This window comes from Dictyobacter aurantiacus (assembly GCF_003967515.1).
GTDB classification, from domain to species: Bacteria; Chloroflexota; Ktedonobacteria; order Ktedonobacterales; family Ktedonobacteraceae; genus Dictyobacter; species Dictyobacter aurantiacus.
Genome location: NZ_BIFQ01000001.1, coordinates 754,254 through 769,362 on the forward strand (window position 1 = coordinate 754,254; position 15,109 = coordinate 769,362).

Consider the following 15,109-nt stretch of genomic DNA (forward strand, 5'->3'; position numbering starts at 1 on the left):
CTTTACGCACCTTTATATTCGAAACGAGACGGCTGTTCAGTCAGATCGCCCTTATCTTCCACCTTCTTATCTTCAGATGCCTGCGGCTCTTCCTCAACTGGAGCAGGTAGCAACAACACATCTGACTCTTCCTGCTGCTGCTGGCTCTTCACGCACACGCGTATCTTGAGGATACGGCGTCCCCGCGTCGCCAGGACGGTCAGGGTGAGGTTCTCAAACGTGATGGTATCCCCAACCCCAGGAATCTTATCCAACTGCGCATAGACAAAGCCACCCAACGTCTCGTAGTCGCTATCATCCATGTCGGTTTTCATCAGTTCGTTGAAGTCGTAAATGCTCATTTTGGCGTCAATGATATACTCATTCTCATTTACAACCTCAAACAGCTTCTCTTCATGGTCGTATTCATCCTGAATATCGCCCACGATCTCTTCCATCAGGTCTTCAATGGTGACCAGTCCTGCCACCGAACCGTATTCATCGATGACCATGGCCATATGCGTGCGACTCTGACGCAACTCGCGCAAGAGATCATCCAGCTTCTTGGTCTCTGGTACACAATAAGCGCTGCGCACGAGATTGTGTACCGGCAGTGAACCATGATTTTCACGCAGCTGGCGCAGCATATCCTTGGTGTACAGAATACCCAGGATATCATCCATGCCAACGGAGGCTTCATAGACCGGGATACGAGAGAAGCCGCCCTGCATAGCCAGGTCTACAGCCTGGTTGACCGTCGCAGTGCTGGGTAGCGTCACCATATCGATACGCGGCACCATCACTTCACGCACGGTAGTATCAGCGAACTCAAAAATGCTGCGGATCATCTCGGTCTCTTCTTCTTCGAGGACGCCCTCCTCTTCACCCACAGTTACCAGCAGGCGCAGTTCGTCTTCGGTGATGAATGGCCCACGATGCTTCATCTGGCCTCCCAGTAGACGCACCAGGCCCGAAGTGATCGCGCTGAGCAACCAGACGATTGGCCGCAAGACCCATGCGGCGGCGCGCACCGGATCAATGAAGAAGCGAGCCCAACGCAAGGGATTCTGCACAGCAGCCGTTTTAGGTGAGATCTCACAGAAAATTAAAACCACCAGTGAGGTAGCCACAGAAGAGATTACTTCACCCAGGGAGGCGGAAAAGAAGCGCAGCGTTAAGACCGTTGCCATGCTGGATGCCACCACCACAGCAACACTGTTGACAATCAGAATCGTTGAGAGGAAAACATTTGGCTCAGCTAACAGACGCTCAATTTTAAGCATCTGCGTATCGCCCTCTTCGGCCAGATTTTTTAGCTTGATGCGGTTGACCGAGGTAAAGGCGGTCTCAGCGGCCGAAGCCAATGCACAGAGCACTAACGCGACCAGCATGATAATCAACTGGAGCCAGGCCTGTGCATCAAATTGCGATGTGTGAAAATTAATATTGGCGGCTAAGCTCGATAAGCCAGGGCCGTCCATATATACACCTATTCCTTTTTGCCACCATCCGTTGCCCCATCTTCCGATACTGGCAACGTACGCACCTGTCGTGCTGGAACACCATACACTAACGTGTGGGGTGGAACATCTTTATTAACGAGCGCGCTGGCCCCGGTCATGGCGTGTTCACCAACGGTTACAGGGGGTACCAGCACGGTATCACACCCGATAAAGGCGTTATCGCCAATCGTTGTGCGATACTTTTGTTTGGTGAGGCCATTATAGTTGGATGTAATGGTTCCCGCACCGATATTGACATGGGCACCAACGGTTGCATCACCCATGTAACTGAAATGATGCATATCTGTTTCGGCGCCAAGATACGAGTTTTTAACTTCCGCGTAATTGCCCATCTTTACACCACTCGCCAGGTGTGCCCCCGGGCGACAATGGCTAAATGGGCCCATACTTACTTCTTCCTCTAATACGGATTGCTCAAGCGCCGAGTTGCGAATGACACAGCGATCCCCAATGGAAGATTGATAAATAGTTGTCGACGGACCAATCTTACACCAGGAGCCGATGGTTGTCTGACCCGTGATCATTGTACCCGGCAAGATAACGGTGTCGGTCCCAATCTGAACCTCGTCGTCTATGTAGGTCGACGCTGGATCGATGATGGTGACGCCGGCGTACATATGACGCTCAAGGATACGGTGACGCATAACCTGCTCGGCCTCAGCCAGTTGCACGCGATTGTTTATTCCCAGCGTCTCATCTAACGAACCCTTCACGGTGGCGATTCTACGCTCCTGCGCTCCTGCGACCGCGATCAGGTCGGTCAGATAATATTCGCCACTGGCGTTGCGCGGCAGCGCCTGCAGAGACTCCCACAGCCAGGCTCGCTCAAAGCAATAGACACCCGAGTTGACCTCGATGATCTGTAGCTGCTCGGGGGTGGCTCGCTTAACCTCCACAATCTCTTTCACCTGCCCATGGCTGTCACGAACAACACGCCCATAGTCTGATGAAGGATCGGCATCGGCGGTCAAAAACGTCACGGTGGCCTGCTGCGTGAGATGCTCAGCCAGCACACTGGCCAGCATCTCGCTTCTCACCAGCGGTGTGTCTCCGTAACAGACAAGCACGGTATCGGGCAATGGATCCAGCGCATTAACGGTCTCTTGAGCCGCAAGTACAGCGTGACCAGTACCTAGCTGCTCATGCTGCATCGCATACTGGCAACGCTCACCAAAGACGGACAAGATCTGCTCGGCCTCGTGGCCCAGAACCACTACAGGGCGCGATGTAGTAACACTGTCACCCCAGGGAGCAAAGACAGAGGTGGAAGGGATAGCCTCAACAGATTTGAGCACATGAGATAATAACGGCTGACCCGCCAGTGGATGAAGGAGCTTTGACAACGTTGAACGCATCCGCGTGCCTTTGCCTGCGGCAAGGACGACGGTCGCATATCTATTCATAGTTTGTTTCGCAAACCCTTTATATTTTTATATGATTTCTGGAGGGAACATGTAAAAATAGTTGCTTATTTTTCAACTAGATCAGCTTAATCCCTACTTTTACACATGTATAGTACACGAAAGGAAAGCTTTCTGTCAACCAAACCTTGTGCCACCAGGAGGGTGGCGGCTCTCGCCAGCGATTCGTGCCTCCGGCCCCTGACTCTACGCGCCTACGGCGCTCAAAAGGTATTATATATGTGGGTTGAGGCAAAAAACGCGCGTTTGACGCGCGTTTTTTGCCTCAACCCACATATATAATACCTATGGCGGCCGCACCTATGGCGCTCACGTAATTGAAAAGGAAGGAGTTGGTGCCATACAACAGGAGGTGCGACTGCACCTCCTGTTGTATGGCACCAACTCCTTCCTTAAAAAAATGGCGGCCGCGCAGCGGACGCGCGTGCGGGGGCGCTCAGGCCCCGACAGAAGAGGGAGCCTGACACCCTGTCACATACTCTCTTGACGGGCACAGGACTGGATGATATGCTCATTTACAGCGCAATGACGCGCAACAATAAACACAAAAATCCTATTCTATCATCGTTGTTGAGAGGATATAGACACTATGGCAGTCATCGAAACCCACATAGATCGTCATGGCCCCGATTTTGTGGAGAACAGGCAATATTTCCAGCAGCTCATCGAACAACTGAACCTCAATATTCAACGCGTTCAGCAGGGTGGCGGCGAGAACGCCATCGCTAAGCACCGCAAACGCAATAAGCTACTCGCCCGTGAACGCATTCAACTTCTCTGCGATCCCAACACACCTTTCTTGGAGCTCAGCCCGCTGGCAGCCTGGGATATGTATGATAACGATGCGCCTGCCGCCGGTATCGTGACCGGTATTGGCCTGGTTGAGGGCCAGGAGTGCATGATCGTGGCCAACGATGCCACGGTTAAAGGCGGGACGTATTATCCAGAAACAGTCAAAAAACATCTGCGCGCGCAGGAAATTGCGGAACAGAATCATCTTCCGTGTATCTACCTCGTCGATTCGGGCGGCGCCTTCCTGCCATTGCAGGCAAAGGTATTCCCCGACCGCGATCACTTCGGGCGTATCTTCTATAATCAGGCGCGCATGTCTAGCAAGCGCATTCCTCAGATCGCGGCGGTGATGGGATCCTGTACCGCCGGCGGGGCCTACGTTCCGGCAATGAGCGATGAAACAGTGATTGTGCGCGGCAATGGCACGATCTTCCTCGGCGGCCCTCCCCTGGTGAAGGCTGCCACAGGCGAAGAGGTCTCGGCGGAAGATCTAGGCGGAGCCGACGTGCACAGCCGTACGTCGGGGGTGACCGACCATTACGCCCTCAATGATGAACATGCCCTGGCTATCTGCCGCAGCATCGTGTCCCACCTCAATCGGCGCAAGTATATTCCGTGGGAGATTCGGCCGGTGGTTGAGCCACGCTACGCGGCCGATGATCTGCTGGGTATTGTGCCGGGCGATAATCGCCGCAGCTACGATGTGCGCGAGGTGATTGCTCGCCTGGTGGATGGTAGCGACTTTCATGAGTTTAAGGCGCTGTACGGCACGACCCTGGTGTGCGGATTCGCGCGTCTGATGGGCTTTCCCGTCGGTATTATCGCCAACAACGGCATCCTCTTCTCCGAGAGCGCATTGAAGGCGACTCACTTTATCGAGCTGTGCGAGCAGCGCCAGACGCCTTTAATCTTCTTGCAGAACATTACTGGATTTATGGTGGGGCGTCAGTATGAAAATGGGGGCATCGCCAAAGATGGCGCCAAGATGGTAATGGCGGTCGCTACAGCGGCGGTTCCCAAGTTCACGGTAATTATCGGCGGCTCCTTCGGAGCGGGCAACTACGGCATGTGTGGACGCGCCTACTCGCCTCATCAGCTCTGGATGTGGCCAAACGCGCGCATCTCGGTGATGGGAGGTCAGCAGGCGGCAACGGTACTGGCAACGGTACGCAAAGAAGGGCTGGCGGCACGCGGTAAATCTATGAGTCCAGAAGAAGAAGCCAGCTTTATGCAACCCATCCTGGACAAGTATGAGGCGGAGGGCAATCCTTACTATAGTACCGCGCGCCTGTGGGACGACGGCATCATCGATCCACGTGATACGCGCACTGTTCTGGGACTGGGCATCGCGGCGTCGCTTAACGCTCCAATACCTGAGACGCCCTTCGGCGTGTTCAGGATGTAAGCTGTACAACTACAACTGACTGCCTGAGATAGCGAAATACTCTACCCGTTGCGTATATCATTTGAGGGTCAAGAGCGGTTGCCATTTCCTGCTTCAGGATAGACATGCGCTCTTCTTTCTCAGGTTTGTAGAACGATCTTGTCAGGAAGGGTACAGCGAAAAGTATGCAACAGTGTATTGTCTGGCGGGAGGGATCGTTGATAGGCGATTGTTCGCTTGAGCAATTGCATGATGCGCTACAAGATCCCCATGCTACGATCTGGCTCGATATTCAAACAGAGCATTGTCCAGAAAAATATAGTAATTTACTGACAGAAGAATTTCATTTACAACCATTAACCATCGAGAAGATACAGGAAAAAGGGGAGCGCGCCAAGCTCACTAGCCAGCACAATTACTTTTACCTGGTTGTCCACGGCCTGGAATTTGATGGTGATGAGGTAGAGGCAGCGACGCCAAAGTTAGATATTATTTTTAGCAAGCAGTTCCTGATTACGATCCATCCCGATCCGCTCCCCTGGCTCGCAGAGTTATGGCAGGCGACTCGTGAAGATGATTCGGAAGATTGCTTGATGCGACTGGGCGTTCCCTATCTGCTCCATCAGGTACTGGATACGCTGGTTGATAGCTACTTTCCAGTACTGGATGAGATCGATGACCTGGTTGATGAACTGGAGAACGCGACGGTCGAGCAGGATAGCCAGGATACCCAGAAACGCATCTTTGGCATGAAGCGCGTGCTGGCACAGATGCGACGCGTCATCAGTCCCCAGGTGGAGGTGTCGAACTCGTTGATTACACGCACTGGCGAAACAATCCCAACCGAGGTTGAGCCGTACTTCGCCGATGTCCATGATCACCTGGTGCGTACCTTTGAGGTACTCGATTCATATCGCGATCTTATGAGTGGCCTGCTTGACGTCTATCTGACAACGGTCGCCAATCGTCAGAATGAGATTATGAAGCAACTGGCATTGATCTCAACCATATTTTTGCCAATTACTTTCGTCACAGGCGTCTTTGGTCAGAACTTCGGGCATTCCCCCCAGGTGGATCACGATGCGGGCTTTAACTTCTGGTTTGTCCTGCTCTTTATGGCACTGGTAACGATTATGCAAATCTGGTATTTCCATCATCGAAAATGGATATAGGCTTCAATTGAGAAGGAGGGAAAGGAATTGGCCGCGATATTTCAACACTTGAGTGTGGATTATAGCTTTGAGAACAGGATCGCCGTCGTCACGCTACGGCGTCCTCAGGTGCGCAATGCCCTCAATGCGCACCTGATCCAGGAGCTAACTGAGGTCTTTACGCAGCTCAGTGTAAATGGGCAACTCCATGGCGTGATTCTGACAGGTGAGGGCAAATCCTTTTGCGCCGGCGCCGACATTAAGATGATGCAGGAAGCTGTCGATTATACGGCGGCCCAGAATATCGAGGAGGCTCTACGGCTATCGGATATGCTACACGCGATCAATTCTTTTCCCTGCCCGGTCATCGCGCGTGTCAATGGCGATACGCTGGGGGGTGGTGTGGGACTGATCGCCGTGTGCGATATTGTGATCGCGGCTGAGCATGCCCGCCTGGCTTTTAGTGAAGTGAAGCTTGGCATCGCGCCCGCCGTTATTTCACCGTATGTATTGCGCAAAATTGGCGAGAATATGGCTCGCGTCCTGTTCGTCACTGGTGAGCGTTTCAGCGCGGCCCGCGCCCATGAAATTGGTCTGGTACATTCGGTCGTGCCCATGGAACATATTGACGATGCTGTCTCGCGTGCCGTCAATGAACTGCTCAGTGGAGGACCTCAGGCCATCCGCGCCTGCAAGGCCCTGGCACTCCAGGTGGGGCAGATGGATACTGAAAATGGTCGTCGTTATACAGCTGAGGCCATCGCCCAGCTACGCGTCAGTTCAGAGGGACAGGAAGGACTGCGAGCATTTCTGGAGAAGCGCCCTCCACGTTTTGCCATATCCTCACAGGGATCGAAAGAAAAATAGTAACCACCTCTCCTGTTAACTGCGGGAGGGGCTATACTAAATCAAGGCCGATGAGGCCAGATGATTTTGCATCAGGTTGATAAGGGAACTATGTTCAAGAAAATTCTTATTGCCAATCGAGGTGAGATTGCAGTTCGGATCATGGCGACTTGCCGTGAGATGAACATCCGCAGCGTCGCGGTCTATTCCGAGGCTGATCAGCACGCTCAGCATGTATTGTGTGCCGACGAGGCCTACCTGATCGGACCAGCGCCTGCCAGCCAGAGCTATTTGAATACAGCCGCCATCCTGGAGGTTGCCCGCCGCAGCGGAGCGGAGGCGATCCACCCGGGCTATGGCTTCCTATCCGAAAACGCCGAATTCGCCGAGGCCTGCGAACAGGCCGGGATCGTCTTTATTGGTCCTTCGGCCGCCGCCATGCGTCTGATGGGCTCAAAGATCGCCGCCAAGCAACTGGCGCGCCAGGTCGATGCGCCAACGGTCCCTGGCTATAGTGGAGAGAGTCAGGATCCGCAGGTATTGCAGCAGGAGGCGCTCAACATCGGGTTCCCCCTCCTCATCAAAGCCTCGGCCGGTGGCGGTGGTAAGGGAATGCGCGTCGTACAACGGGCCGAGGAGTTTCCAGAACAACTGGCCGGAGCCAGGCGCGAGGCGCAGGCAGCCTTTGGCGATGGGACCGTATTTCTTGAGCGCTACCTGCAACAGCCACGCCACATCGAGATTCAGATCCTGGCCGATACGCATGGCCATATCATCCATCTGGGCGAGCGCGAATGCTCGATCCAGCGCCGCCATCAAAAAATCATCGAGGAGAGCCCTTCAGTGGCGCTCACCCCGGAGTTGCGCGATGAGATGGGACGCGCGGCCATTCGCATCGCGCAGGCGGCCAGCTATGTCAACGCGGGCACACTGGAATTTATGCTGGATGCCGATGCACGCTTTTACTTTCTGGAAATGAATACACGTTTGCAGGTAGAACATCCCGTCACCGAGCTGGTCACTGGACTTGACCTGGTACGGCAACAACTGCTCATCGCGGCCGGTGAACCCCTGGCCCTGACACAGAAAGATATTACATCGCGCGGGCACGCGATCGAGGCACGGCTCTACGCGGAAGATCCAGAGCAGCAGTTTCTGCCATCCACCGGCGTCGTTAGCGGCTTTATCACACCTGAAGGTCCTGGTGTACGCCTTGATAGCGGCGTCAAGGCTGGCGATGAGATCACCCAGTATTATGATCCGATGATCGCCAAGCTGATTGTCTATGGTGAAGATCGCCAGGCGGCCATCGCTCGCTTACGGTCCGCGCTGGAGCAGTGCGCCATCTTTGGAGTAACCACCAACATTCCGCTCCTGCATCGCATCAGCATACATTCGGCATTCAGAGATGGCGCGACCACCACCAGTTTTCTGGACCAGCATGGCCTGCTTGCCACCACGGCCAGCGATGAAGAAGATCAGCATCTGCCCTATACCATCCTGATGGCGGCGGCCATTAGCGAACTGCAACAAGAAAAGCACAACCAACCCTTCACGCCTATCTCCAGTAGCGATGGGCGATACGATCACTATAATCCCTGGCAGAAAGTGGGACCCTGGCGGGTAGCAGGCAGCAGCCGCACCTTCACCTATACATATAAAGATCGTGATTACAAGGTCGCGATCCAGCCCTCTCCTGCTGATCCAACAATCTGGCGCCTCAGCATTGATGGGGGAGCAACTCAGGATGTGACAGGCATCAGCGCCGGTCAGCAGAGGCTCATCCTGCGCACCCGGACCGGGCAACAGGCGATCAGTGTACAATCGGGCCAGTCAGAGGTACAACTCGCGCTGGCAGGACAGCACTATCGCCTCTATAAACATCAACCTCCGCAGGTGGATAGCGCGGCTCATGGAGCAGGCGCAGCCCATAAGCAAAAAAGCCTGACCGCTCCCATGGCGGGTACTATCGTCAAAGTCCAGGCCCAGGATGGTGATATAGTAGAAGCGCACCAGGTATTGGTGATCCTTGGTGCAATGAAGATGGAACACGCTATTACCGCACCTTACGCGGGCAAGGTCAAACACATCTACTATACAGAAGGTGCCGTGGTGCAGGGTGGCGCGGTCGTCGTCGAGATGGAGGAGGATAGCTAAAAGCGCTTAACTGTCCTCCCTCCCACCGATCGAAACGCCCTTCAGAAGCCCTAACGGCATCAAGCGATCATCCTATACAGCGAAAGGACAGACAGGTATGCAGGTAGGTTTTATCGGTATCGGAGTCATGGGGCGTCCAATGACGCTCAATCTGCTCAAAGTAGGCCATGATGTCACTATTTACGCGCGCCATCCCGAGAAGGAAGAGGTACAGGAAGTACTGAAAGCAGGTGCGAAACAGGCTCCATCGCCACGCGCCGTCGCTATGGCTTCCGAGATTGTCATCACCATGGTCTCCAACTCTCCCCAGGTTGAAGAGGTGGTGGCGGGCCCAGGCGGTATTTTAGAGGGCGCGCGCAAGGGTCTGATCATCATCGATATGAGCACGATCGCTCCCTCTGTCACCCGCGCCCTGTCTGAAAAAGCCTCCGCTCAGGGCGTACACTTTCTAGACGCCCCGGTCAGCGGAGGCTCCCAGGGTGCGATCAATGGGACCCTCTCGATCATGGTTGGTGGTGACAAAGAGGCCTTCGATCGTGCACTGCCTGTGCTGGAAGCCATGGGCAAAAAAGAGAATATTACCTATGTGGGACCCAGTGGTTCAGGTGAAGTGGTCAAGCTGATCAACAATATGCTCGTCGGGACGATCACAGCCGCCACCGCCGAAGCCCTGGTGCTGGGTGTCAAGGCCGGCGCCGATGTGGCAACGATGGCGAAGATCATTGGCACCAGTACCGGGGCCAGCTGGCAACTCGCCAATCAGTTCCCTCTGCGTGCGTTCAACGGCAGCTTCAAGCCAGGCTTTATGACCGACCTGTTGCATAAAGACCTGGGACTGGCCCTCGACCTGGCCGCCGAAAATAAGACTGAGGCCGAGATGACCGCTCTGGCGCGCCAGTTCTATGAACAGGTTCAGGCCGCCGGCCATGGCAAAGATGATTATACCTCCCTACTCAAAATTCTTGAGGAGAAAGCAGGCGTCGAGGTACGCATCAAATAACACCATCAGATCAGCATAAACAATACAACGGAGCCGCCTTTCACATTGAAGGCGGCTCCGTTGGTTATCGACTATTATTGAATTCCAGGTATCAAGCCATGGGAGATGGTCATGCCTAAGAAAAGGACCGCGACCAGGCCAAAGTACAGCAGTCCCATCAGGATGCGGGAGCTGAGCGGTACATCATAGTAAGCTCTGGTCTGCGCGCTCTGTGGTCCGAAACCACGCGACCATAACTGCATGGCGGCCATAACGACAAACAGTAGCAACCAGGGATAGAAGTTGCCGGTCATCCACTGCCAGATCTGGTACGCCAGCAACAGGATAAAGCCAATAATCCAGATGCGGCGATCAATGGCGGCCAGCACGCGTCCACCATCAAAGGGCAGAATAGGGATCAGGTTGAACAGATTCAAGAAGAAACCAAAGTAGGCCAGTGGTCCCCAGATGCTGCCAGGATGCTGGTAAGCCAGAAGCAAACAGGCGCTGGCGGCTAGCGCGCCCGCGATCGGGCCGGCGATACCGACCTCGGCTTCATCTTTGGCGTTCTGCGGCATCTGTCGCATCGTCACCGCCGCACCCAACAGCGGCACAAAAATCATGCCGCCCATGGGGATTCCTTTGATGCGCATAACAAGAGCGTGCCCCATCTCATGGATAAAGAGCATCACCACCAGACCGATGGCAAATGGCCAGCCAAAGAGCAGCGAATAGACGAATACGGAGGCCAGGGCCGAAAAACCAAACAGGCCAAACTTCAACAGCCAGCCAAACTTGAGCAGTAGACCGCCAAGCGCGATCAGCAGGCCACCCAGCCCGGCTGCGCCTTTTTTACGCGCGCCTCCTTGAGCTGTTCCAGCCTTCTCTTGCTGCTGCGCGGTATAGTCCTGCACACTCTGTGGCCCGCGATACTCTGGCGTCGGTTCGCCATAACGCGGTTGATACGGAGGCTGGTCCTTATAAGGATTATACCCCTGCGGCTGCTGATACTGGGCGTACGGATCGGCATAGGGATTGGGTGTCGTACCCGCATACGGATCAGGTTGCGGGGCCGGCTGAGCAGAAAAGGATCTCGGCCGCTCAGAGGGAGCATGATAGTACTCCGGGTGAGCATAATCTATTTCTTGAGCACTCCCATCACGATAGGCAGAATAATCTTCGGGATTGCTGTTATACACAATTATGCCTCATTTCTGGGTATCAAAACATGGTGTTGTGCATAAGTTTACCATATATTATTGTAAACAGCGAACTCGCCTGTTCTATTCCCGGATGGTCCTATTCTTGCCCGTAAAAATCGTTAAAGCATGTTGCTGTTGCTAACGTAGCAACAGCAACATGCTTTAAGACTTCTCTTTTTGCAGTGCTCAGGCATCTTGAAGTATAAGCTCGACAACAGGCAGGATAACGTCTGGACGCTGCGCTGGTAGTTCCAGGGTGAGTACGTCCTCGGCCAGGTCTGTAGGTGTGGTGTGGCTGCCCGCTCGGACGCCACTTTCAAAATGGAGTGCGGAGTTATCGTTCATAAAGCGGGCGTATTTGACCTTGTTGGCCAGGCCGGGCAAAAAGATGTGCCCCATCGGCCAGGAGAAGAGATGCAGGTAGAGACGATCTCCGCGCTGCGTGTAACGGCTGTCTGGTGGAGGAGTAAAGCGGCTGGCGGTTGTCCCATAGATCGCCTTGCCGTGATGCTTCATCCATTCTCCAACCTCTTGCAGGATGGCGCGCGCGTGCACATCTATCTCGCCACGCGCGGTTGGACCTACATTCAGCAGCATATTGCCGCCATTGGAGACCGATTCGATCAGCATGCGGATCAGAAGATCTGGCGATTTCCAGTTGGTATTATCGCGATCATAACCCCAGCTTCCATTGAGGGTCTGACAGGCTTCCCAGGTCACACGTTTACCATTTACAGTCAACCAGCTGCGTGGCTGGACCTGCTCCGGCGTAATAAAGTCGGCCGCCTCCGGCAGGTCGAGGCGATTGTTGAGGAGCACATCGGGCATCAGTTCGCGCACCAGCTCGACAATCTGCTCTGATTGCCAGTCCTCATGCCCTTTTCCACGCGCCCAACCCCAATCCATACCGGGATAGGAGAAATCGAACCAGAGCACGTCGATCGGGCCATAGTTCGTTAGCAACTCCCGCACCTGTCCGCTTAGGTATTCGCGATAGATCGCCATATCGCGTTTTTCTTCGCGCAGGGCCGTATCTTCTCGCCTGGGATGCAGGCCATCAACCGGAAAGTGGGGATGATGCCAATCGATCAGCGAATAGTAAAAACCGACCCGTAGCCCTTCGGCACGAAATGCCTCGACCCAGGGGCGGATCAGGTCCCGTCCGGCAGGCGTGTTGGGAGCCTTATAGTCCGTCAACTGCGTATCCCAGAGGCAGAAACCATCATGATGCTTGGTGGTAATCACCGCGTACTTCATACCGGCCGCCTTCGCCATCCGGGCCCATTCACGAGGATCGTAGAGGTCGGGCTCAAATGTGTCGAAATACTGCTGATAGTGCTCTTCACTGATCTGATCCAGGCTCTTCGACCACTCGGCCAAACCACCTCGACCATAACGGGCGATGGCCGAGTAGATGCCCCAGTGAATAAACATCCCGAAACGATCGTGGACAAACCACTGCGCACGCTCTGGCACTACTGGAAATTCAATATCCGTCTGGTTATCGCTCATAAAACGCTCCACTTCCGAAATAATTGATCTTTCGATTGCTGTACAAACCTTTAGTTACCCATTCCCGTGGAAATATAGGGGTAAATATCGATTGTATCTGGCCAGTATTGCGGGCGATGAAGAGGATAAGGTGCGAAATAAATAGCATTAATACCACATCGATTCAAGCAATGAACCATGCCTATTATGCTATATAGAAGCCAAGCAAAATACTATATCATCGTCCACTCTGACAGTATTGTACGCGTACAACTTCGTTACATGTGTAACATATAACATGTCAAATGCACCAATGTCAAGCTAACGACAATGCTATGCTTCTTTAATCAGTCTCTCTCTCACAATTCCTACATAATTAGTATGATCTATTTCAGAATCATACCATGTTTGCCTGATTTGCCTAAAAAGATCCGCCATATGCTAAGCTGTAGTATAGGAATACGGAAACCTAAGGAATCAAAACTTATCTCTTTAGTGGGAGGATTCGTAACTATGCGCTTACAGAATAAAGTCGCTTTAATTACAGGTTCAGCTAGAGGCATGGGAAGGGCGGCTGCCGAGTTATTTTCTCGTGAAGGGGCCAGTGTTATCCTTACCGATATTGCTGAGCAGGAGGGCGCAGAGGTGGCGCGAAGTATTCAGGCGGCCGGCGGCAATGCCATCTTTGTACCGGCCAACGTGTCCCAGGCGACAGATGTAGAGGCGCTGGTAGAGGCCGGCATTAAACGCTTTGGCTCGATCGACATTCTGTATAATAACGCGGGTATCATGCCGGCCGCCGACACCAGCGTGATTGAAACCAGCGAAGAGACGTGGCAACAGATTATGGACGTCAACTTGAAAAGCACGTTTCTGTGCTGCAAATATACCCTGCCATATATGGTGCAGCAGCGGCGCGGCTCGATCATCAACATCTCTTCATTCGTTGTCTTCATGGGATCGACCGTACCGCAGGAAGCTTATGGCGTCTCCAAAGGAGGATTGCTCGCCCTGACAAAATCGCTCGCCGTCCAATATGGTCCGGTGGGTATTCGTTGCAATGCCATCTGTCCGGGACCCATCAATACCGGCTTGCTTGATCATCTCTGGGCCAGCGATGAAGAGCGCAACCGCCGTCTATCGCGTATCCCCCTCGGGCGCTTTGGCATGATCAACGATATCATCTACTTCGCCCTCTATCTGGCCTCTGATGAATCCTCCTGGACAACAGGCACCTGGATGACGATCGATGGCGGGATCTCATCAAACTACTTCTAAGATGGGTCTTACTCTCATCACCCTGAGGGCACGTAGCACCCCCGCACGCGCGTCCGCTGCGCGGCCGCGCTGTTTTTTGAGTTGAGTGCATCGGGTGCGCGGATGCGCACCCGATGCACTCAACTCAAAACAGACATGCTAGCACCGCAGATGCAAAAGCTCATGCAAGCCGCAAGCGATGATCGGGAGCGTCGGGTCCATTCTAAGTCAGCATATTTCTACCAGGTCCAGTATAGGCACCATGCTTTGGATCTATATGGCAAAGATAAGCGTGATAAGTAAAAGTGGAAGGAGGAATTTAAAAATGCCAGAAGGTCATGCACCATCAGCAAACGTTGGAGTTTCTGTTCTGATTAAAAACGGAGATCGTATTCTGCTGGAGAAACGCGTTAACACCCATGGCGCGGGCACGTGGGGACCACCAAGCGGACATATCGATTTTGGAGAGAGCCCGGAAGAGGCGGTACTGCGTGAGACTCAGGAAGAGACGGGGCTGCAAATCAAAGATGTAAAGTTTCGCTGTATCACCAACGATGTCTTTCAAGATGAACAAAAACATTATATTACACTCTGGTTTGAAGCGCACTATGCCTCCGGAGAGCCCCGTGTCAAAGCTCCTGAAGAAGAGTCCGGAGTACGCTGGTTTACCTGGGATGGGCTACCCGAGCCGCTGTTCTTACCAGTCCGGCATCTGATGGAAGGGAAAACATATCCTTCCCAGACCACACAGGACAAGATTGGCTCGGCGATCGAAACTCCTCCATTAAGGTCCGAAGCATAGTAGCTCAAAGAGAAACCGCGATATTCAGCGAGCGAATCTTCCAGCTCATAGGCAGGATTCGCTCTTTCTTTTTTTGAATGGGCCTGACTTCCGTCATGCTACGTTCTCTGGAATCGCCTGAACCA

Annotated in this window: 11 protein-coding genes; 7 read left to right on the forward strand and 4 right to left on the reverse strand. The window is 53.7% G+C overall.

The window, feature by feature from the left end; genetic code table 11:
- Positions 1-2 precede the first annotated feature (2 nt).
- Together KTT_RS03010 and glmU are read right to left on the reverse strand one after the other, a co-directional pair.
- A complete protein-coding gene (locus KTT_RS03010; protein WP_126594580.1) occupies positions 3-1,460 on the reverse strand; it encodes a hemolysin family protein in 1,458 nt (485 codons plus the stop codon).
- Positions 1,461-1,468: 8 nt separating this feature from the next.
- Positions 1,469-2,905, reverse strand: a complete 1,437-nt coding sequence (gene glmU, locus KTT_RS03015; RefSeq protein ID WP_126594581.1) for a bifunctional UDP-N-acetylglucosamine diphosphorylase/glucosamine-1-phosphate N-acetyltransferase GlmU — start codon at positions 2,903-2,905, stop codon at positions 1,469-1,471.
- A gap of 607 nt (positions 2,906-3,512) precedes the next feature.
- Here glmU and KTT_RS03020 point away from each other — a divergent pair.
- From KTT_RS03020 to KTT_RS03040, 5 genes are all read left to right on the forward strand, one after another.
- Positions 3,513-5,120 (forward strand): carboxyl transferase domain-containing protein, encoded by a 1,608-nt coding sequence (locus KTT_RS03020; RefSeq protein WP_126594582.1) that lies wholly within the window; start codon positions 3,513-3,515, stop codon positions 5,118-5,120.
- 164 nt (positions 5,121-5,284) lie between these two features.
- The gene (corA, locus tag KTT_RS03025) at positions 5,285-6,271 is read left to right on the forward strand and encodes a magnesium/cobalt transporter CorA (RefSeq protein ID WP_126594583.1); all 987 of its coding nucleotides are present in this window, start codon (positions 5,285-5,287) and stop codon (positions 6,269-6,271) included.
- A gap of 27 nt (positions 6,272-6,298) precedes the next feature.
- On the forward strand, positions 6,299-7,117 hold the full coding sequence (locus tag KTT_RS03030) for an enoyl-CoA hydratase-related protein (protein WP_235845582.1): 819 nt from the start codon (positions 6,299-6,301) through the stop codon (positions 7,115-7,117).
- Between the two features lie 90 nt (positions 7,118-7,207).
- Complete coding sequence (locus KTT_RS03035) at positions 7,208-9,253, forward strand: acetyl/propionyl/methylcrotonyl-CoA carboxylase subunit alpha (protein WP_126594584.1); 2,046 nt, start codon at positions 7,208-7,210, stop codon at positions 9,251-9,253.
- Between the two features lie 97 nt (positions 9,254-9,350).
- Positions 9,351-10,253 (forward strand): NAD(P)-dependent oxidoreductase, encoded by a 903-nt coding sequence (locus KTT_RS03040; protein WP_126594585.1) that lies wholly within the window; start codon positions 9,351-9,353, stop codon positions 10,251-10,253.
- A gap of 74 nt (positions 10,254-10,327) precedes the next feature.
- On the opposite strand, the gene KTT_RS03045 is transcribed toward KTT_RS03040, so the two are convergent.
- Together KTT_RS03045 and KTT_RS03050 are read right to left on the reverse strand one after the other, a co-directional pair.
- On the reverse strand, positions 10,328-11,431 hold the full coding sequence (locus KTT_RS03045; RefSeq protein ID WP_126594586.1) for a site-2 protease family protein: 1,104 nt from the start codon (positions 11,429-11,431) through the stop codon (positions 10,328-10,330).
- Positions 11,432-11,620: 189 nt separating this feature from the next.
- A complete protein-coding gene (locus KTT_RS03050; RefSeq protein ID WP_126594587.1) occupies positions 11,621-12,946 on the reverse strand; it encodes an alpha-L-fucosidase in 1,326 nt (441 codons plus the stop codon).
- A gap of 492 nt (positions 12,947-13,438) precedes the next feature.
- On the opposite strand from KTT_RS03050, the gene KTT_RS03055 reads away from it, so the two are divergent.
- Positions 13,439-14,203 (forward strand): SDR family NAD(P)-dependent oxidoreductase, encoded by a 765-nt coding sequence (locus KTT_RS03055; RefSeq protein ID WP_126594588.1) that lies wholly within the window; start codon positions 13,439-13,441, stop codon positions 14,201-14,203.
- Positions 14,204-14,507: 304 nt separating this feature from the next.
- Complete coding sequence (locus tag KTT_RS03060; protein WP_126594589.1) at positions 14,508-14,984, forward strand: nucleotide triphosphate diphosphatase NUDT15; 477 nt, start codon at positions 14,508-14,510, stop codon at positions 14,982-14,984.
- The last annotated feature ends 125 nt before the right edge of the window (positions 14,985-15,109 follow it).